Raw genomic sequence first — 18,145 nt, 5'->3', positions numbered from 1 at the left:
GACGCCGTCTCCGAAGTGAACCGGTCACCCGTGAGCTGCATACCGTCACCCGAGTCACCCGCGAACCGGATAATCACCCGATCAAGCCGGCGGACTTCCTTCTCGGTGCCGTGGCGGGGCGTCGCGGGAGCGCTGCGCTGCTCCCCGACCAGGGCCTCGCCGGCCTCGCTACTGACCTGGCTGGTCACTGAACTGGACCTCCCTCGCGGCAAGGGGGTTCTCCGCCGTGGGCCGGAGAACCTTCTCGGGCCGGGCGGCCGGTCACCGTCCGTCCCACCGCCACCCTACGACGGTGAGGGGCCCCGGGGCCGGACACCTGACATCTGACACGATGTCAGACGATCAGGATCTCAGGTACGTCAACACCGCGAGTACCCGTCGGTGATCGCCGTCACTCGGCGAGAGGCCCAGCTTCAGGAAGATGTTGCTGATGTGCTTCTCCACGGCCCCGTCGCTCACCACCAGCTGCTTCGCGATCGCCGAGTTCGTCCGCCCCTCCGCCATCAGGCCCAGGACCTCCCGCTCCCGCGGGGTCAGATGGGCCAGGACGTCCTGCTGACGGCTCCGGCCGAGCAGCTGCTGCACGACCTCCGGGTCCAGCGCCGTACCGCCCCCTGCGACCCGTACGACCGCGTCGACGAACTCGCGCACGTCCGCCACCCGGTCCTTCAGGAGGTAACCCACCCCCCGGCTGGAACCGGCCAGGAGTTCGGTGGCGTACTGCTCCTCCACGTACTGCGACAGCACCAGCACCCCCAGTCCCGGGTGGTCCTTCCGCAGCCGCACCGCCGCCCGTACGCCCTCGTCCGTGTGCGTCGGAGGCATCCGCACGTCCGCGACCACCACGTCCGGCAGGGCGCCCTCGTCCGCGAGCCCCGCCACCGTCTTCACCAGCGCCTCGCCGTCGCCCACACCGGCGACGACCTCGTGCCCCCGGTCCGTGAGCAGCCTGGTCAGGCCCTCACGGAGCAGTACCGAATCCTCGGCGATGACCACCCGCACCCGGCCCGCCACCTCTTCCACGCCCACGTCCCGCTGCCCCCACGTCCTGATGAACCGATGCGTCCGGCGAACCGGACCGATGCCGCCCCCAGCATCGCACCCGCACCGCGCCCACCACGCGTTCCCCGGGCTACGCCCGCCAGGGCAGCTCCACCGTCACCGTCGTCGGGCCGCCCGCCGGCGAGTCCACCGCCAGCACCCCGTCCACCGCCCCGACCCGCTGCGCGAGCCCCGCCAGCCCCGCGGGCCCCGCCGGGCCCGAGCCGCCGTCCGTACGGGCGCCGCCGACGCCGTCGTCCCTGACCTGGAGCATCAGCCGGTCGCCCGAGCGCCACACGTCCACCCAGGCCTGCCGCGCCCGCGCGTGCCTGGACACGTTCCGGAGCAGCTCCGAGACCGTGAAGTACGCGATGCCCTCGATCGCCGCCACCGGCCGGGCCGGCAGGTCCACGTCCACCGCCACCGGCACCGCGCAGCGCGAGGCCACCGCCGAGAGCGCCGCGTCGAGGCCCCGGTCGGTCAGGACGGCCGGGTGGATGCCCCGGGCCAGGTCCCGCAGCTCCCGCAGGGCCAGCTTCACCTCGCCGTGCGCCTCGTCCACCAGCACGGCCGCCGCCCGCGGGTCCTCCGCCAGCTTCTCCTTCGCCAGGCCCAGGTCCATCGCCAGGGACGCGAGCCGCGCCTGCGGCCCGTCGTGCAGGTCCCGTTCGATGCGCCGCAGGTCCGCCGCGGCCGTGTCCACGACCGCGCCCCGGTCCGACTCGAGCTCGGTCACGCGGGACGCCAGCCGGGACGGGCCGAGCAGCCCCGCGACCAGCAGCCGGTCGACGGCGACCAGACCGCGCAGCACCCACGGCCCGACCAGCACGAACAGCAGCCCGATCGCGCTGGTCACGGCCACCTCGAACGGCGAGTCGAGGTAGAGGGCGCGCGTCCGGTCGCCGTACACCTGGAGGCCGTCCTGCCCGACGTACGCCGGGAAGACCCACTGCCACAGCGGGTACGTGAAGAGGCTCCAGCCCCAGGTCCAGAGCGCCACCGTCACGGAGAACGAGAGGACCGCCCACGGCATGTGCAGCACCGCGTACAGCAGGTGCCGCCAGGACGCCCCGCTCTTCAGCATCGCCCCCATCCAGGAGAACGCCCCGCCCGTCCGGCCCCGCACCGGCTCCGGCGCCGCCACGTCGACCCCGAGCAGCCCTCGCGCCCGCGCCCGTTCCACCGCACCGAACCCCCGGCACAGGGCCAGCGCCCCGGCGAGGATCGGCACCCCGAGGAAGGTGACGAGGAGCCCGGCGCCGGCCGAGACGAACGCGACGGAGAGCGCGAACCAGCAGACGCTGAGCGGCAGCCCGATCAGCACGTACAGGACGGCCCGCCAGGTGCGGCCCTCGAACGGCGCGCGGATCGCGGCGGGGAGGCGGTGGGATTCCATCGCGGGGCCCTTCTCGGCTCGGTACGACAGGAGGGGGAGCGGTACGGTTCCCAGCCTTCCGTCCGGGAGCGCGCGGGACCATGAGGCGGGTGGGCGTCTCGGGGCGGGGGTTTTCCCCACCCCCCACTTCGGTCACGCCCCGGCCGGACGCCCGGTTAGGCGGGGCGCGGGCGCGCCCGCCAGGGCAGCTCCGCCGTCACCACGGTCGGGCCGCCCTCCGGCGAGTCCAGGACCAGCAGCCCGTCCACCGCGCCCAGCCGCTCCGCGAGCCCCGCGAGGCCGGAGCCGCCCTCCGTGCGGGCGCCGCCGACGCCGTCGTCCCTGACCTGGAGCATCAGCCGGTCGTCCGAGCGCCACACGTCCACCGAGGCGGACCGCGCCCGCGCGTGCTTGGACACGTTCTGGAGCAGCTCCGAGACCGTGAAGTACGCGATGCCCTCGATCGCCTCGGCCGGCCGCTCCGCCAGGTCCACGGACACCTTCACCGGCACCGTGCAGCGCGAGGCCACCGCCGACAGGGCGGCGTCGAGGCCGCGGTCGGTGAGGACGGCCGGGTGGATGCCCCGGGCCAGGTCGCGCAGCTCCTGCAGGGCCAGCTTCACCTCGCCGTGCGCCTCGTCCACCATCGCCGCGGCCGCCTCCGGGTCCTCCAGGAGCTTCTCCTTGGCGAGACCGAGCCCCATCGCCAGCGCCACCAGCCGCGCCTGCGCCCCGTCGTGCAGGTCGCGCTCGATGCGCCGCAGGTCCGCCGCGGCCGTGTCCACGACCACGCCCCGGTCCGACTCCAGCTCGGCGATCCGCCGCTCCAGCTCGTCCGAGGGCGACAGCAGTCCCCGCACCATCATCCGGTCGGCGTGGGACAGGCCCCGGGCGACGTACGGCAGCACCGGCCACAGCACGATCAGCGAGACCAGCGTGACCGCGAACGTCACGACCCCCCAGGGCAGCCGCATCAGCCCGTACAGCTGCGTCCGCCACGCCACCGGGTCCTTCAGCGAGGACCACAGCCAGCCGAAGAAGCCGCCGCGCCGCGGCAGCGGCGAGGGCTCGGCGACCCGCACCCCGAGCAGCCCGCGGGCCCGCGCCCGCTCCGAACGGCCGATCCCGCGCGCCCCGCCGAGGCCGAGGGCCAGCAGCGGCAGGCCGATCACCGTGACGGAGAGGGCGACGCCGACCGTCACGGTCGTGACGGCGTAGACGAAACCGGCCACGGAGGTCAGCAGGTTGGACAGGAGGAAGGAGATCTCCTTCCACGTCTGCGCGCCGTAGGCGGGGCGCGGAGGGGGCGGGGCGACGTCGGGGTCGTGATCGGCGGTCATGGGGACCAGCCTGCCCGCCGGGGGCCGCGCGGGGCCATGGGGGAGGTGGGTGAGGGGGAGGGGGGTTAACCCCACCCGTGCCTGCTTACGGTCCCTTTAGCAGGGCCTAGACTCGCGTGCGTACAGACACAGAAGTGACCCACGAGACACCGGGACGGCACCGGGACACCGGCGGCGCACCGGGTCACCGGGAACACACGGGGTCACCGAGACAGAGGGGCGGACGTGCGGGAACCGACCGTTGTCGCGGCCGACGCGGCGGACTACTTCCAGACGTACTCCGTCGTCGGGCTGCTCGCCGTCGTCGGCGTGCTCTTCGTCGCCGTGGCGTTCGGCGCCGGACGCCTGCTCCGGCCCGTCGTCCCGACGCCCGAGAAGCTCCTCACCTACGAGTGCGGCGTCGACCCCGTCGGCGAGGGCTGGGCCCACACCCAGGTCCGCTACTACGTGTACGCCTTCCTCTACGTCATCTTCGCCGTCGACTCGATCTTCCTCTTCCCCTGGGCGACGGTCTTCGCCGCGCCCGGGTACGGCGCCACCACCCTGGTCGAGATGTTCGTCTTCCTGGGCTTCCTCGCCGTGGGGCTGCTCTACGCATACAAGAAGGGCGTCCTGACATGGACGTGACCCCGCTCCCGCACCCGCTCCCCGCCCCCACGCTGGGACCGCTCGCGCGCCTCGCCCCCGAGCCGATGAAGGTGGTCCTGAACTGGGGCCGCCGCTACAGCCTCTGGGTCTTCAACTTCGGCCTCGCCTGCTGCGCGATCGAGTTCATCGCCGCGTCCATGGCCCGGCACGACTTCATCCGCCTCGGCGTGATCCCCTTCGCGCCCGGGCCGCGCCAGGCCGACCTGATGATCGTCTCCGGCACGGTGACGGACAAGATGGCACCCGCGGTCAAGCGGCTGTACGAGCAGATGCCCGAACCGAAGTACGTCATCTCCTTCGGCGCCTGCTCCAACTGCGGCGGGCCCTACTGGGACTCGTACTCCGTCACCAAGGGCGTCGACCAGATCATCCCCGTCGACGTGTACGTGCCGGGCTGCCCGCCGCGCCCCGAGGCGCTCCTCCAGGGCATCCTCAAGCTCCAGGAGAAGATCGCCCGCGAGAGCCTCGGCGAGCGGTACGCCTCCGGGGCCTCCGCCGCCTCCGTCTCCCAGCTGACGAGCCCCCTGGTCACCCCGCCGGGAGGCGACGACCGATGAGCCGCTTCGACACGCTCCTCACCACCGTCACCGAGGTCTTCGGCGAGGAGGCGACGGCGGAGCAGGCGTACGACCTGCTGACGGTCGACGTCCCGCCGGCCTCCTGGATCGCGGCGCTCACCACCGCCCGCGACGAGCTGGGCTGCACCTACTTCGACTGGCTGAGCGCCGTCGACGAGCCGGGCACCGGCTTCCGCGTCTGCGCCCACGTCGTGTCCCTCGCCGACGGCCGACCCCGCCGGCTGCTGCTCCGCACCACCGTCCCGCACGGCGGGGCCGCCCTCCCCACGGCGGTGGAGGTGTACGCGGGCGCGGCCTGGCACGAGCGCGAGACGCACGAGATGTTCGGCGTCGACTTCACGGGCCACCCGCACCTGGTCCCGCTCCTCCTCCCCGAGAACTTCGAGGGCCACCCCCTCCGCAAGGACTTCGTCCTCGCCGCCCGCGTGGCCAAGGCGTGGCCGGGCGCGAAGGAGCCGGGCGAGTCCCACGACGGCGCCGCCCCGAAGCGCCGCCAGATGCTCCCGCCGGGCGTCCCGGACCCCAACGAGTGGGGCCCCCTGAAGGGCCAGCTCCCGCCGGCCCCGGCCCGCCCCGCCCGCGCCGCCGCGGACCGCCCCGCCCGCCGCCCGCGCCCGGCCGCCGAGACCCCCGCCGCCACGGGCCCGTCGAGCGCGGCGCCCGCGGAGCCCGCCGCCCGGCCCCCGCGCCGTACGCGCTCGGCGTCGGAAGGCTCCGCGAGCCAGGCGGCCCCGGCTTCGGCTGCGGAGCCCGCGGCGCCGGACGCCTCGCCGTCCCGCCCGCCGCGCCGTACGCGCTCGGCCGCCGACGGCTCCGCGAGCCAGGCCCGCCCGGCCGGGCCCGAAGCGGCACCCGCCCCGCGTACGCGCAGCTCGGACGCCCCCTGGCACCACGCGCGCCCGGCCTTCGAGGACGCCCCGGACCCGGCGGCACCCACGCCGGACGCCCCGGCGGAGCCCGGGCCGGAGCCCGAGCCCGCGCCCGAGCCCGGCACCGAAACAGAGTCCGAGTCCGAGACCCCCACCCGCACCGACCCCGCCGGAGGCGATCCCGCGTGAACGACGCACTCGACGTCGCCGTCCGGCTCCTCGTCGTCTTCGCCGTCTTCCTCGTCCTGCCGCTCGTCGTCGGCCAGACCGAGCACAAGGTCATGGCCCACATGCAGGGCCGCCTCGGGCCCATGTATGCCGGTGGCTTCCACGGGTGGGCCCAGCTCGTCGCCGACGGGGTGAAGTTCGCGCAGAAGGAGGACATCGTCCCGAAGGACGCCGACCGGCGTATCTTCCAGCTCGCGCCGGCCGTCGCCCTCCTCCCGTACCTCCTCGTCCTCGTCGCGATCCCGATCGGACCGGGCGAGGGCGCGGTCGGCCAGGTGGTCGACGCGGGCATCTTCTTCGTGCTCGCCGTGATGGGCGTCGGGGTGCTCGGCAGCCTGATGGCCGGGTGGGCGTCGGCCAACAAGTTCTCGCTGCTCGGCGGCCTGCGGACGGCCGCCCAGCTGCTCGCCTACGAGCTGCCGATGCTGCTCGCCGCCGCGTCCGTCGCGATGGCGGCCGGCACCGTGTCCCTGCCCGGCATCCTGAACGCCTTCGAGTGGTGGTGGCTGCCCTGGCAGATCATCGGCGCGCTCGTGTTCTTCGTCGCCGGTCTCGCCGAGCTGCAGCGGCCGCCGTTCGACATGCCGGTCGCCGACTCGGAGATCATCTTCGGCGCGTACACCGAGTACACCGGCCTGCGGTTCGCGCTGTTCCTGCTCGCCGAGTACGCCGGCATCGTCGTCCTCTGCGGTCTGACGACCGTCCTCTTCCTCGGCGGCTGGCACGGCCCGTTCGGCGCGGACGGTCTCGGCTGGGTCTGGACGCTCCTCAAGACGGCGGTCCTCGCCTTCGTCGTGATCTGGCTGCGCGTGACCTACCCCCGTCTCCGTGAGGACCAGCTCCAGAAGCTGGCCTGGACGACGCTCGTCCCGCTCGCCCTGGCGCAGATCGCGCTCACCGGCATCGTGAAGGTGGCGATCAACTGATGGCTCCGATTCCCGGCTCCGGCCTCGCCAAGGGCCTCGCCGTCACCCTCCGCACGATGACGCGCAAGAACGTCACCGCGCAGTACCCGGACGTCCAGCCCGAGCTGCCGCCCCGCAGCCGCGGGGTGATCGGGCTGTTCGAGGAGAACTGCACGGTCTGCATGCTCTGCGCGCGCGAGTGCCCCGACTGGTGCATCTACATCGACTCCCACAAGGAGACGGTGCCGGCCGCCACCCCGGGCGGCCGCGAGCGCAGCCGGAACGTTCTCGACCGCTTCGCCATCGACTTCTCGCTCTGCATGTACTGCGGCATCTGCATCGAGGTCTGCCCGTTCGACGCGCTGTTCTGGTCCCCGGAGTTCGAGTACGCCGAGACCGACATCCACGAGCTCACCCACGAGCGGGACAAGCTCCGCGCCTGGATGTGGACGGTCCCCGAGCCGCCCGCGCTCGACCCGAAGGCGGAGGAGCCGAAGGAGATCGCCGCCGCCCGCAAGGCCGCCGACAAGGCCGCCGCGACCGCCGCGGCGGCAGAAGCCGCGGCAGCCGCGGCCGCTGCCTCCGAGGCCGCCGCCCCGGAGCAGGAGGCCGGCCAGTGACCCCCACGACCACCACCCTCGCGGCGCAGGCGGCGACCACCCCCGGTTTTCTCTCGCCCTCCGGCGTCGAGATCGCCTTCGTCCTCGTCGGCCTCGTCACCCTCGGCGCCGCCCTCGTCACCGTCACCACCCGCCGACTGGTGCACGCCGCCCTCTGGCTGGTCGTGGCGCTCGGCGGGCTCGCCGTCGAGTACCTCCTCCTGACCGCCGAGTTCATCGCCTGGGTCCAGGTGCTGATCTACGTCGGTTCCGTCGTCGTCCTCCTCCTCTTCGGTCTCATGCTCACCAAGGCCCCCATCGGCCGCTCCCCGGACGCCGACTCCGGCAACCGGCCGGTCGCCCTCGCCGTCGCGCTCGCCGCCGCGGCCGCCCTCGTCTGGGTCGTCGTCGACGCCTTCCGGACGACCTGGATCGACCTCGAAGGCCCCGCGCAGGGAACGACGGGCGTGACCGGCGAGATCCTCTTCCGGCACTGGGTCCTGCCCTTCGAGGCGCTGTCGGTGCTGCTGCTCGCCGCGCTCGTCGGCGCGATCGTCCTCTCCCGCAAGAAGCCGGAGGACGAGCGCTGATGCACCTCGCCTACCCGGCCGTCCTCGCCGCGCTCCTGTTCTCCGTCGGGCTGTACGGCGTCCTGGCCCGCCGCAACGCGATCCTCGTCCTGATGTCCGTCGAGCTGATGCTCAACGCCGTCAACCTCAACCTGGTCGCCTTCGACGTCTGGCTCCGCGACGCCCTCCACGCCGGCCAGGCCCTCACGCTCTTCACGATCGCCGTCGCCGCCGCCGAGATCGGCATCGGCCTCGCGATCGTCCTGATGGTGTACCGCAACCGCGGCACCTCGGACGTCGACCGCCTCCGCGACACCGCGGACCGCCCGGAACCCGCCGACGACGTGAAGCCCGCCGACGACGAGAAGGCCGAGGCCGCCGCGTGACCACGACCACCCTCGCCGCCCTCGTCCCCCTCCTCCCCTTCCTCGGCTCCGTCGCCGGACTGCTCCTCGGCCGCACCGCTCCCGGCCTCGTGCGCCCGCTCGCGGTCCTTCCCACCCTGGCCGCCGGGATCCTCGCCGCCGTGGTCGCCGCCCGCCAGGGCGGCGGGAAGGCGATCGACGCCGCCACCCAGCTCACCCCCACCGGCTCCGTCCCCATCGACCTGAGCCTCCACATCGACGGCTTCGCCGCCCTCGTCGCCGTCCTCGTCGGGCTCGTCGCGACCTGCGTGCAGATCTACTCGACCGGCTACCTCCGCGAGGACCCGCGCTACCCCTCGTACGCCGCGCTCGTCTCCCTCTTCACCTCCGCGATGCTCCTCGTCGTCTACTCCGGCGACCTGATGGTGCTCCTGGTCGGCTGGGAGATCATGGGCATCTGCTCGTACTTCCTCGTCGGCCACTACTGGGAGACCCCGGAGGCGCGCGCCGCCTCCCTCAAGGCCTTCCTGGTCACCAAGCTCGGCGACGTCCCCTTCCTGATCGGGCTCTTCGCGCTCGCCGCCGACGCGGGCACCTTCCGTATCACCGGCGTCCTCGGGGCCGTCGCGACCGGCGGCCTCGACCACCCCACCGTGATCGCGCTGCTGCTCCTCGCCGGCGTCGCCGGGAAGTCCGCGCAGTTCCCGCTGCACACCTGGCTCCCGGACGCCATGGCAGGACCCACCCCCGTCTCCGCGCTCATCCACGCGGCGACGATGGTCGCCGCCGGCGTCTACTTCACCGCCCGGCTGCTCCCCGTCTTCGCCGCCTCCGCCGCCGCGATGACGGTCCTCGCCGTCCTGGCCGCGATCACCATGGTCGGCTCGGCGCTCGCCGCCCTCGCCCAGGACGACATCAAGCGGGTCCTCGCCTACTCGACGATCGGCCAGCTCGGCTACATGGCGGGGGCGCTCGCCGTCGGCGACCGCGGGGCCGCCGTCTTCCACCTCCTCTCGCACGCCGCGTTCAAGGCGCTGCTCTTCCTCGCCGCCGGCGCCGTCATCCACGCCGCCGGCACGAACTCGCTCACCGCCATGTCCCGCATGAGCGGCCTCGCCCGGCGCGTCCCCGACGCGTACTGGACGATGACCGTCGCCCTCCTCGCGCTCGCCGCGATCCCGCCCTTCGCGGGCTTCTTCTCCAAGGACGCCGTCCTCGTCGCCGCCGAGCACACCGCGCTCGGCGACCGGGACGTCGCCCCCGCGGGGGCCGGCTGGACCGTCCTCGTCGCAGGCCTGCTGACCGCTCTCCTCACCGCCGCCTACGCCCTCCGCCTGTGGCTGCGGGCCTTCCGCGGCCGCGGCGCCGAGGCGCCCGACCACGGCCGCCAGCCGATCGCCATGACCGCCGTCCTGTGGGTGCTCGCGGTGCCGTCCCTGGGCTTCGGGCTCACCGTCACGTACCTCGACGACTGGTTCGACGGCCACGCCCTCACCCCGACCGTCACCACGGCCGTCCTCGGCACGGGCCTCGCCGTCGCCGGAGCGGCGATCACCTACGCCGTGTGGCGCACCCTCGCCGCCCGCACCGCCGCCCGCGTCCCGGCCGCCGCGCCCGCCCCGCACGTCGCCCACCCGGACGCCGAAGCGGGCCTCGTCGAGGCCGAGGCGCTGCGCCTGCCGCACCCCGCGGCGGACCCGGCCGACCCCGGCCGCGCCCTCCTCGGACCGCTGTACCGCCCCGCCGCCGACGGCTTCCAGCTGGACGCCGTCTACCGCACCCTCTTCGTCCGCCCCGTGCTGGCCGCCGCCTCCCTGGTCCGCTTCCTGGACCGCGAGGTCGTCGACACGTACGTCCGGGGCGCGGGCGCCGGCGCCAAGGGGCTCGGCCGGCTCGTCCGCCTCGCCCAGACCGGCAACGTCCAGACCTATCTGAGCGCCCTGCTCGCCGGCTCCGTCGTCCTGGCGATCGCCGCAGTCGCCCTCGTCAACGCCGTCGCCGGAGCGTGATCCGTGATCGATATCAGCGAATCCGTGATGCAGTTCCTTCTCGCGTCGATCGTCGCCGGGCCGCTCGTCGGCGCCGCCGCCGCTCTCCTCCCGGCCCCGCCCGGCCTCAGGGGCAGCTCGCCCGAGCAGGCCGTCCTCCGCCACGGCGTCACCGTGACCGGCGTGATCCTGCTGGCGGCGATCGTCCTCGCCCTCGGCTTCGACCACGACCACCCGGCGACGATGCAGGCCACGACCGACATCAGCTGGATCAGGGCACTCGACGTGCGCATCCACCTCGGTGTCGACGGCATTTCCCTCCCCCTCCTGGTCCTGACCGCGCTGCTGACCTTCCTCTGCGCGCTGTACAGCTACTTCAAGCCGCCCACGGGCCCCTCGCCGAAGGCCTTCGTCGCGCTCCTCCTCGTCCTGGAGTCCGGCACCCTCGCCACCTTCGCCGTCCTCGACCTGGTCCTGTTCTTCCTGGCCTTCGAGACGGTCCTCGTCCCGATGTACTTCCTCATCGCCCGCTGGGGCGGCGAGGGCAGGCAGGCCGCCGCCTGGAAGTTCGTCCTCTACACGCTGCTCGGCTCCGTCGTCATGCTGCTCGGCCTCCTCCTCGTCGGAGTGAAGGCGGGCACGTTCGACATGGTGGCACTCGCCACCGACAACGGCCGCGGACTGACCGCGTCGGTGCAGGTCATCGCCGTTCTCGCGATCGGCGTCGGGCTCGCCGTGAAGACCCCGATGTGGCCGCTGCACAGCTGGCTGCCGGACGCCCACACCGCCGCCCCGACCGTCGGCTCCGTCCTCCTCGCCGGCGTCCTGCTCAAGATGGGCACCTACGGCTTCGTCCGGATCGTCCTGCCGATCGCCCCCGACGGCATGCACACCCTCGCGCCGTACTTCGCCGCCTTCGCCGTCGCCGGCATCGTCTACGGATCGCTCGCCTGCCTCGCCCTCGCCCGGCCCGGCGCCAGGGGCGACCTCAAGCGGCTCATCGCGTACTCCTCCGTCGGCCACATGGGCTTCGTCCTCCTCGGCATCGCCACCCTCACCCCCACCGGGGTCAACGGCGCCCTCTTCGCCAACATCGCCCACGGCCTCATCACCGGCCTGCTGTTCTTCCTCGTCGGCGCCCTCAAGGACCGCTACGGCACCGCCGACCTCGACACCCTCGCCGGCACCACCGGCGCCGCCCTCTACGGCCGCGCCCCCCGCCTCGGCGGCCTCCTCGCCTTCGCCGCCGTCGCCTCCCTCGGCCTGCCCGGCCTCGCCGGGTTCTGGGGAGAGATGCTGGCCCTCTTCGGCGCCTTCGAGCCCGCCGAGGGCCTCAGCCGCCCCGCCTACCTCACCTTCACCGCGATCGGCGCCTTCGGCACCCTGCTCACCGCCGCGTACCTCCTCGTCGTCGTCCGCCGCGTCTGCATGGGCGGCCCCCGCCCCCGGGGCGAGGCCGCGCTCGCCGACGTCCAGGGCTACGAGTACGCCGCCTGGACCCCGCTCGTCGCCCTCACCGTCCTCGCCGGCCTCTGGCCCGCGGTCCTCCTCGGCCTCACCGACCCGGCCGTCCAGCAGCTCCTCGCGGGAGGCACCCGATGACGTCGTCGCTCGTCCAGTCCGTCGACTGGCTCACGATCGCGCCGCCCACCCTCACGGCCCTGGTCGCCCTCGCCGTCCTCGTCGCCGACCTGTTCGTCCCGCAGGAGCGCAAGCAGCTCCTCGGCTGGGTCTCGGTCGCCGGCCTCGCCGCCGCCCTCGTGCTCCTCGTCCCGCTGCGCTCCGGCGACCGCACCACCTTCTGCCTCACCGCCGACGCCCAGGCGCAGGCCCACGCCCAGACCGCCGCGTGCAGCTACACCGCCGACCACTTCACCCTCGTCATCCAACTGCTCGTCCTCGGCGGCGCGCTGCTGACCGCGCTCCTCTCCCTGGACGCGACCCGCGCGGAGCTCCCCGCCGGCGAGTTCTGGTTCCTGCTGCTCTCCTCGGCCGCCGGCGCCGCCCTGCTGCCCGCCTCCCGGGACCTCGCGACCCTCGTCGTCGCCCTCGAAGTCGCCTCGCTGCCCGCGTTCGCGCTCGTCGGCCTCAAGCGCGGCGACCGCCGGTCGAGCGAGGCCGCGCTGAAGTTCTTCCTCTCCTCCGTCACGGCCACCGCCGTCACCCTGCTCGGCGTGAGCTTCGTCTACGCGGCGACCGGCACCCTCCACCTCACCGAGCTCGCCGAGCGCCTCGACGACGTCCCCGGGCAGCTCCAGACCCTCGCAGAGGCGGGCGTCGCCCTCACCCTCGTCGGCTTCGCCTTCAAGACGGCCGCCGTCCCGTTCCACTTCTGGGTGCCGGACACCTACGTCGGCGCGCCGCTGCCCGTCGCCGCCTACCTCTCCGTGGTCGGCAAGGCCGTCGGCTTCACCGGCCTCGTCCTGGTGACCGTCGTCGCCTTCCCCTCGTACGCCGACGTCTGGGGCCCGGCCCTCGCCGTCCTCGCCGCGCTCACCATGACCGTCGGCAACGTCGCCGCGCTGCGCCAGGTCTCCACGCGCGCGTGGAGCGCGGTCCGCCTCCTCGCCTGGTCCTCCGTCGCCCAGGCCGGCTACCTCCTGGTGCCGATCGCCGCCGCCGCGTACTCCAGCGACGACCAGATCGGCGCCACCGTCGCGTACGCCCTGATGTACGCCGTCGTGAACCTCGGCGCCTTCGCGGTCGTCGCGCTCGTCGCCCGGGCGCACCCCGGAAACCGGATCTCCGACCACGCCGGTCTGTACGCCGCGCACCCCGCCGCCGCCCTCGCCCTCGGGTTCTTCCTCCTGAACCTGGCCGGTCTGCCCCCGGGGATCATCGGCCTCTTCGCCAAGGTGACCGTCTTCTCGTCGGCCGTCGACGCGGGCCTCGGCTGGTTGGCCGTGATCATGGCCGTCAACGTCGTGATCGCCCTCTACTACTACCTGAGGTGGACCGCGCTGCTGTTCCGCCCCGCCCCGGAGCACGCCCCCGCCACGGCTCCGGAAGGATCCGTCGCGCTCAAGGCCTCCCCGCCGGTGACCCTGGCGATCGTGCTGACCGCCGCCGCCGGAGCCGTCCTCTCCGGCTACCCGCAGTTCGCCCTCCGCTTCGCGGCGACCAGCCTCTTCTGACCCCCGGGCCGCCCGCCGATCACCCGTACGGCCCTCACGGCACCCCCCGCGCGCCGGGGAACCCGAGCCTCCCGCCTGGCGTTGACCAGTACGGAAGGGTCCACTGGAGCGGTGGACCACCACGAAGCAAAGGGTTCCCCTGCCGCACCACCTGGAGGGCGTACCGTGCACCGCCGGCACAACGGGCTGAGGACCGCCGTACTCCTCGGAGGGCTCTCGGCCCTCATCATCGTCATCGGCAGCTTCTTCGGACGTACGGGTCTGATCGTCGCGCTCGTCGTGGCGCTCGGCACCAACGCGTACGCGTACTGGAACAGCGACAAGCTCGCGCTCCGCGCCATGCGCGCCCGCCCCGTGAGCGAGTTCGAGGCCCCCGCGCTCTACCGGATGGTGCGGGAGCTCTCCACCCAGGCCCGCCAGCCCATGCCGCGGCTCTACATCTCCCCGACCCAGGCGCCGAACGCCTTCGCCACCGGCCGCAACCCGCGCAACGCCGCCGTCTGCTGCACCGAGGGCATCCTCGCCCTCCTCGACGAGCGCGAGCTGCGCGGCGTCATCGGCCACGAGCTGAGCCACGTCTACAACCGGGACATCCTCATCTCCTCGGTCGCCGGCGCCCTCGCCTCCGTGATCATGTTCCTGGTCAACTTCGCCTGGCTGATCCCCGTCGGCCGCTCCAACGACGACGACGGCCCCGGCCTCCTCGGCTACCTGCTGATCCTCGTCCTCGGCCCGATCGCCGCCTCGGTCATCCAGCTCGCCATCTCCCGCTCCCGGGAGTACGAGGCCGACGCCTCCGGCGCCCAGCTCACCGGCGACCCGCTCGCCCTCGCCAGCGCCCTGCGCAAACTCGACGCGGGCACCAGACAGCTCCCGCTCCCGGCGGAACCGAGGATCGAGACCGCCAGCCACATGATGATCGCGAACCCGTTCCGGCCCGGCCAGGGCTTCTCCAAGATGTTCTCCACCCACCCGCCGATGGCCGAGCGCATCGCCCGGCTCGAACAGATGGCAGGAGGCCGCCACCCGTGAAGACCGTCCTCAACGTCATATGGCTCGTCCTCTGCGGCTTCTGGATGTTCCTCGGCTACCTGCTCGCGGGCGTCCTCCTCTGCATCACGATCATCGGCATCCCCTTCGGACTCGCCGCCTTCCGGATCGGCGTCTACGCCCTGTGGCCCTTCGGCCACACGGTCGTCGACCGCCCCGACGCGGGAGCGCCGTCCTGCGTCGGGAACGTGCTGTGGCTGGTCCTCGCGGGCTGGTGGCTCGCCCTCGGCCACGTCGCCACCGGCCTCGTCCTCTGCCTCACGATCATCGGCATCCCGCTCGGCGTCGCCAACTTCAAGCTGATCCCGGTCTCGCTGCTCCCGCTGGGCAAGGAGATCGTCCCCACGGACCCCACCGACCACTACGGCCTGCGCACCACCGCGTAGGCCACCACGCCCGCCGCCAGGACCCCCGCGCCCGCCAGGACCGACCCCGGCGGCAGCGCCAGCGCGAGCGCCCCGCAGCCGACGAGCCCGACCGCCGCCAGGGGCCGGTCGCGGCCGCCCAGCGTCCAGGCGGAGGCGTTCGCGATGCCGTAGTAGACGAGGACCCCGAAGGACGAGAAGCCGATCGCGCCCCGCACGTCCGCCGTCGCCGCCACCACGGCCACCACCGCGCCCACCGCCAGCTCCGCGACGTGCGGCACCCGGTGGCGCGGGTGCACGGCCGCGAGCCGCCGCGGCAGGTGCCCGTCCCGGGCCATCGCGAGGGTCGTGCGCGACACCCCGAGGATCAGCGAGAGCAGCGCACCCAGGGCTGCGACCGCCGCGCCCGCGGTGACCACCGGCACCAGCCAGGAGGCGCCCGCCGCCCGGACCGCGTCGGCGAGCGGCGCGGTGGAATCCGCGAGGGCGACCGGGCCGAGCGCGAACAGCACGGCCACCGCGATCGTCGCGTACACGGCGAGCGCGATGCCCAGCGCGAGCGGTACCGCGCGCGGGATCGTCCGGGACGGGTCGCGCACCTCCTCGCCGAGCGTGGCGATCCGCGCGTACCCCGCGAACGCGAAGAAGAGCAAACCCGCGGCCTGCAGGACACCGCCCGCCGTGACCTCTCCGCCGAACGGCGCGCGGCCCCCGCCGCCGCCCGCGAAGGAGGCCGTCGCCACGGCCGCGAGCACCGCGAGGACCAGCGCCACGACCACCCGCGTGAGCAGCGCGGACTTCTGAACTCCCCGGTAGTTGACGGCCGTCAGGGCCACCACGGCGGCGACGGCCACCGCGTGCGCCCGCTCCGGCCAGACGTACGTGCCGACCGTCAGGGCCATCGCCGCGCAGGAGGCCGTCTTGCCGATGACGAACGCCCAGCCGGCCAGGTAGCCCCAGAAGGGCCCGAGCCGTTCGCGACCGTACACGTAGGTGCCGCCGGATGCGGGGTGGAGCGCCGCGAGCCTGGCCGACGCCATGGCGTTGCAGTACGCGACGACCGCGGCGGCCCCGAGTGCGACGAGGAGCCCCGCCCCCGCCCCCGCGGCCCCCGCCGCCGGCCCGAGAGCGGCGAAGATCCCGGCCCCGACCATCGCGCCGAGCCCGATCACGACCGCGTCGAAGACGCCCAGCGACCGGCGGAGTTCAGCTGTCACGTGTCTCAGGTCTCTCTCAGAGTGATGTTGAGCCGCCCGGTCAGGCCGAGCGACGGATCGGCCGTCCCAGGAAACACCTTCGGCACGCCGTGGTACACCCACCGCGAGGCCCCGCCGAAGACGAACAGGTCACCCGACTCCAACTCCACGTCCGTCCACGGCCGTCCGCGCCCCCGCTCGTTCCCGAACCGGAACACGCACCGGTCGCCCAGGCTCAACGACACCACCGGAGCGCCCGAACGCTCCTCCCGGTCCTGGTGCATGCCCATCCGCGCCCCCGGCGCGTAGAAGTTCACCAGCGCCGTGTCGGGCGCGAACCCGCCGTCCCGCCCGTACGCCTCCACGACCGCCGCCCGCCCCAGGTCGGCCAGCCAGCCCGGGAGTTCGACCCCGACCGCGTCCAGATAGCGGTACGGCACCCAGCGCCGCCCCAGACAGAGCGAGCGCACCGACATGACCCCGCCGCCGGGCAGCACGGTGTGCTCGTACGACAGCGGCCCGCTGCCCCAGGCCCGGCAGGCCGCCACCAGCTCCCGCTGCCGCTCGGCCGACAGCCACCCGGGGACGTGCACCGCCCCCGGCGCCACCTCGGCCCGCTCCCTGGGAAACAGCCCCTCGGTCACATCCCGGCCCCTTCGAGCCCCAGGAGCCGCTGCTTCCGGTCGAGCCCCGCCGCGTACCCGCGCAGGCTCCCGTCCGCCCCGATCACCCGGTGGCAGGGCCGCACCACGAGCAGCGGGTTGCGCCCGATCGCGGTCCCCACGGCCCGTACCCCGGCCCCGGCCGAACCGACCCGCCGGGCGATCTCCCCGTACGACACGGTCGTCCCGTACGGGATCTCCTCCAGGGCCCGCCAGACGCGCCGCTGGAACGCCGTCCCGCTCTGCGCGAACGCGAGGTCGAACCGGTCCCGCCGCCCCGCGAAGTACTCGTCGAGCTGCCCGGCGACCTCCTCGAAGGCCCCGGCGTCCTCCACCCAGCCGGCCCCGGCGGCCGCGACCCCGCCCTTCTGCCCCGGCAGGGACAACGAGCACAACGCGGTACGGCCCCCTTCGGCGCGCTGCCCGACCAGCAGCATCGCGCCCAGGGGGCCGTCGACGTACGCGTACACGGTGATGTCGGTCATGGGTCCAGTGTGCGAGCCCCGCCGCCACCCGGGCTGGCGGTTTTCGGACACCGCCCTCGACCGGGGGTCAGCGGTAGTTCACGAACTGCAGAGCGAAGTCGAAGTCCTGGTTCTTCAGCAGCGCGATCACGGCCTGCAGGTCGTCCCGGCTCTTCGAGCTGACCCGCAGCTCGTCACCCTGCACCTGCGCCTTGACGCCCTTCGGGCCCTCGTCGCGGATGACCTTCGAGACCTTCTTCGCGTTCTCCTGGGAGATGCCCTCCTGGACGGACGCGAAGAGCTTGTACTCCTTGCCGGACAGCTGCGGCTCGCCGTCCACGTCCAGCGACTTCAGCGAGATCCCGCGCTTGATCAGCTTGGACTGGAAGATGTCGAGGATCGCCTTCACGCGCTCCTCGCCGCTCGCCTGCATCAGGATCTTCTCGCCCGACCACTCGATCTTGGCGTTCGTGCCCTTGAAGTCGTACCGCTGCGAGATCTCCTTCGCGGCCTGGTTGAGGGCGTTGTCGACCTCCTGCCGCTCGACCTTGGACACGATGTCGAAACTGGAGTCGGCCATGACTCGTGGCTCCTTGCTTCGGATGTCTTGGATACGACCCAAAGCCTAGGGGGTGTCCCGCCGATCATGCCGGGCTCGCGTCGCCTGGCACGCTCGCTCGCCGCGTTGTCGTCGGTCGCCCGATGCTCCGCATCGCCTCCCTCCTCCGCCTTGCGATCGCACGCACCAGCCGCCGCTCCCTGATCCGGC

20 protein-coding genes are annotated in these 18,145 nt (G+C 73.5%); 12 read left to right on the top strand and 8 right to left on the bottom strand.

The features are described from left to right. From ACWDVG_RS30615 to ACWDVG_RS30600, 4 genes are all read right to left on the bottom strand, one after another. Window positions 1–188, bottom strand: a 188-nt coding sequence (locus ACWDVG_RS30615) for a hypothetical protein (RefSeq protein ID WP_451704041.1), incomplete at its 3' end; no start/stop codon positions are given. 154 nt (window positions 189–342) lie between these two features. After that, on the bottom strand, window positions 343–1,002 hold the full coding sequence (locus ACWDVG_RS30610; protein WP_451704044.1) for a LuxR C-terminal-related transcriptional regulator: 660 nt from the start codon (window positions 1,000–1,002) through the stop codon (window positions 343–345). A 130-nt stretch (window positions 1,003–1,132) separates the two neighbouring features. After that, window positions 1,133–2,437 carry a sensor histidine kinase gene (locus ACWDVG_RS30605; protein WP_451704039.1) on the bottom strand — a complete coding sequence of 435 codons (1,305 nt, stop codon included), beginning with the start codon at window positions 2,435–2,437 and terminating at the stop codon, window positions 1,133–1,135. Window positions 2,438–2,592: 155 nt separating this feature from the next. Beyond that, window positions 2,593–3,756, bottom strand: a complete 1,164-nt coding sequence (locus ACWDVG_RS30600) for a sensor histidine kinase (protein ID WP_451704037.1) — start codon at window positions 3,754–3,756, stop codon at window positions 2,593–2,595. 225 nt (window positions 3,757–3,981) lie between these two features. Here ACWDVG_RS30600 and ACWDVG_RS30595 point away from each other — a divergent pair, with 225 nt between their 5' ends. The 12 genes from ACWDVG_RS30595 to ACWDVG_RS30540 all read left to right on the top strand — a co-directional run bounded on the left by ACWDVG_RS30595 (window position 3,982) and on the right by ACWDVG_RS30540 (window position 15,075). After that, a complete protein-coding gene (locus ACWDVG_RS30595; protein WP_030549874.1) occupies window positions 3,982–4,383 on the top strand; it encodes an NADH-quinone oxidoreductase subunit A in 402 nt (133 codons plus the stop codon). Continuing rightward, window positions 4,374–4,961, top strand: coding sequence for an NADH-quinone oxidoreductase subunit B (locus ACWDVG_RS30590; protein WP_451704035.1), 588 nt, complete (start codon window positions 4,374–4,376; stop codon window positions 4,959–4,961). The genes ACWDVG_RS30595 and ACWDVG_RS30590 overlap by 10 nt, the downstream gene beginning before the upstream one ends. After that, on the top strand, window positions 4,958–6,040 hold the full coding sequence (locus ACWDVG_RS30585) for an NADH-quinone oxidoreductase subunit C (protein WP_451704034.1): 1,083 nt from the start codon (window positions 4,958–4,960) through the stop codon (window positions 6,038–6,040). The genes ACWDVG_RS30590 and ACWDVG_RS30585 overlap by 4 nt, the downstream gene beginning before the upstream one ends. Beyond that, complete coding sequence (locus ACWDVG_RS30580) at window positions 6,037–7,005, top strand: complex I subunit 1/NuoH family protein (RefSeq protein ID WP_451704032.1); 969 nt, start codon at window positions 6,037–6,039, stop codon at window positions 7,003–7,005. Before ACWDVG_RS30585 ends, ACWDVG_RS30580 begins: the two co-directional genes overlap by 4 nt. After that, complete coding sequence (locus tag ACWDVG_RS30575; protein ID WP_451704031.1) at window positions 7,005–7,604, top strand: NuoI/complex I 23 kDa subunit family protein; 600 nt, start codon at window positions 7,005–7,007, stop codon at window positions 7,602–7,604. The genes ACWDVG_RS30580 and ACWDVG_RS30575 overlap by 1 nt, the downstream gene beginning before the upstream one ends. Next, on the top strand, window positions 7,601–8,173 hold the full coding sequence (locus ACWDVG_RS30570) for an NADH-quinone oxidoreductase subunit J family protein (RefSeq protein WP_451704029.1): 573 nt from the start codon (window positions 7,601–7,603) through the stop codon (window positions 8,171–8,173). The genes ACWDVG_RS30575 and ACWDVG_RS30570 overlap by 4 nt, the downstream gene beginning before the upstream one ends. Beyond that, window positions 8,173–8,538, top strand: a complete 366-nt coding sequence (nuoK, locus tag ACWDVG_RS30565; protein ID WP_451704028.1) for an NADH-quinone oxidoreductase subunit NuoK — start codon at window positions 8,173–8,175, stop codon at window positions 8,536–8,538. The genes ACWDVG_RS30570 and nuoK overlap by 1 nt, the downstream gene beginning before the upstream one ends. Next, window positions 8,535–10,526: an NADH-quinone oxidoreductase subunit 5 family protein gene (locus ACWDVG_RS30560; protein WP_451704026.1), complete on the top strand. Its 1,992-nt coding sequence runs from the start codon at window positions 8,535–8,537 to the stop codon at window positions 10,524–10,526. The genes nuoK and ACWDVG_RS30560 overlap by 4 nt, the downstream gene beginning before the upstream one ends. 27 nt (window positions 10,527–10,553) lie before the next feature. Continuing rightward, window positions 10,554–12,107 carry a complex I subunit 4 family protein gene (locus ACWDVG_RS30555; protein ID WP_451704042.1) on the top strand — a complete coding sequence of 518 codons (1,554 nt, stop codon included), beginning with the start codon at window positions 10,554–10,556 and terminating at the stop codon, window positions 12,105–12,107. Further along, window positions 12,104–13,639, top strand: coding sequence for an NADH-quinone oxidoreductase subunit N (locus ACWDVG_RS30550; protein WP_451704024.1), 1,536 nt, complete (start codon window positions 12,104–12,106; stop codon window positions 13,637–13,639). The genes ACWDVG_RS30555 and ACWDVG_RS30550 overlap by 4 nt, the downstream gene beginning before the upstream one ends. A gap of 165 nt (window positions 13,640–13,804) precedes the next feature. After that, window positions 13,805–14,671: a zinc metalloprotease HtpX gene (htpX, locus tag ACWDVG_RS30545; protein WP_451704022.1), complete on the top strand. Its 867-nt coding sequence runs from the start codon at window positions 13,805–13,807 to the stop codon at window positions 14,669–14,671. Next, on the top strand, window positions 14,668–15,075 hold the full coding sequence (locus ACWDVG_RS30540; RefSeq protein ID WP_451704020.1) for a YccF domain-containing protein: 408 nt from the start codon (window positions 14,668–14,670) through the stop codon (window positions 15,073–15,075). Before htpX ends, ACWDVG_RS30540 begins: the two co-directional genes overlap by 4 nt. Here ACWDVG_RS30540 and ACWDVG_RS30535 read toward each other — a convergent pair. The 4 genes from ACWDVG_RS30535 to ACWDVG_RS30520 form a co-directional block, all read right to left on the bottom strand. Beyond that, window positions 15,051–16,271 (bottom strand): APC family permease, encoded by a 1,221-nt coding sequence (locus ACWDVG_RS30535; protein ID WP_451704019.1) that lies wholly within the window; start codon window positions 16,269–16,271, stop codon window positions 15,051–15,053. The genes ACWDVG_RS30540 and ACWDVG_RS30535 overlap by 25 nt on opposite strands. Before the next feature lie 5 nt (window positions 16,272–16,276). Beyond that, window positions 16,277–16,894 (bottom strand): alpha-ketoglutarate-dependent dioxygenase AlkB family protein, encoded by a 618-nt coding sequence (locus tag ACWDVG_RS30530; RefSeq protein WP_451704017.1) that lies wholly within the window; start codon window positions 16,892–16,894, stop codon window positions 16,277–16,279. Beyond that, window positions 16,891–17,397, bottom strand: a complete 507-nt coding sequence (locus ACWDVG_RS30525; RefSeq protein ID WP_451704015.1) for a methylated-DNA--[protein]-cysteine S-methyltransferase — start codon at window positions 17,395–17,397, stop codon at window positions 16,891–16,893. The genes ACWDVG_RS30530 and ACWDVG_RS30525 overlap by 4 nt, the downstream gene beginning before the upstream one ends. A gap of 67 nt (window positions 17,398–17,464) precedes the next feature. Further along, window positions 17,465–17,956 (bottom strand): YajQ family cyclic di-GMP-binding protein, encoded by a 492-nt coding sequence (locus tag ACWDVG_RS30520; RefSeq protein WP_451704014.1) that lies wholly within the window; start codon window positions 17,954–17,956, stop codon window positions 17,465–17,467. Window positions 17,957–18,145: the final 189 nt, after the last annotated feature.

It is taken from the genome of Streptomyces sp. NPDC003327 (assembly GCF_053589515.1).
This window is presented reverse-complemented; position numbering and strand designations above follow the sequence as displayed.

Excerpts from the sequence above, each read along its gene's own strand:
- ACWDVG_RS30520 (WP_451704014.1), bottom strand. The coding sequence starts at position 17,956 with ATGGCCGACTCCAGTTTCGACATCGTGTCCAAGGTCGAGCGGCAGGAG.
- ACWDVG_RS30605 (WP_451704039.1), bottom strand. The coding sequence starts at position 2,437 with ATGGAATCCCACCGCCTCCCCGCCGCGATCCGCGCGCCGTTCGAGGGC.
- ACWDVG_RS30590 (WP_451704035.1), top strand. The coding sequence starts at position 4,374 with ATGGACGTGACCCCGCTCCCGCACCCGCTCCCCGCCCCCACGCTGGGA.
- ACWDVG_RS30575 (WP_451704031.1), top strand. The coding sequence starts at position 7,005 with ATGGCTCCGATTCCCGGCTCCGGCCTCGCCAAGGGCCTCGCCGTCACC.
- ACWDVG_RS30550 (WP_451704024.1), top strand. The coding sequence starts at position 12,104 with ATGACGTCGTCGCTCGTCCAGTCCGTCGACTGGCTCACGATCGCGCCG.
- nuoK (WP_451704028.1), top strand. The coding sequence starts at position 8,173 with ATGCACCTCGCCTACCCGGCCGTCCTCGCCGCGCTCCTGTTCTCCGTC.
- ACWDVG_RS30555 (WP_451704042.1), top strand. The coding sequence starts at position 10,554 with ATGCAGTTCCTTCTCGCGTCGATCGTCGCCGGGCCGCTCGTCGGCGCC.
- ACWDVG_RS30600 (WP_451704037.1), bottom strand. The coding sequence starts at position 3,756 with ATGACCGCCGATCACGACCCCGACGTCGCCCCGCCCCCTCCGCGCCCC.
- ACWDVG_RS30585 (WP_451704034.1), top strand. The coding sequence starts at position 4,958 with ATGAGCCGCTTCGACACGCTCCTCACCACCGTCACCGAGGTCTTCGGC.
- ACWDVG_RS30525 (WP_451704015.1), bottom strand. The coding sequence starts at position 17,397 with ATGACCGACATCACCGTGTACGCGTACGTCGACGGCCCCCTGGGCGCG.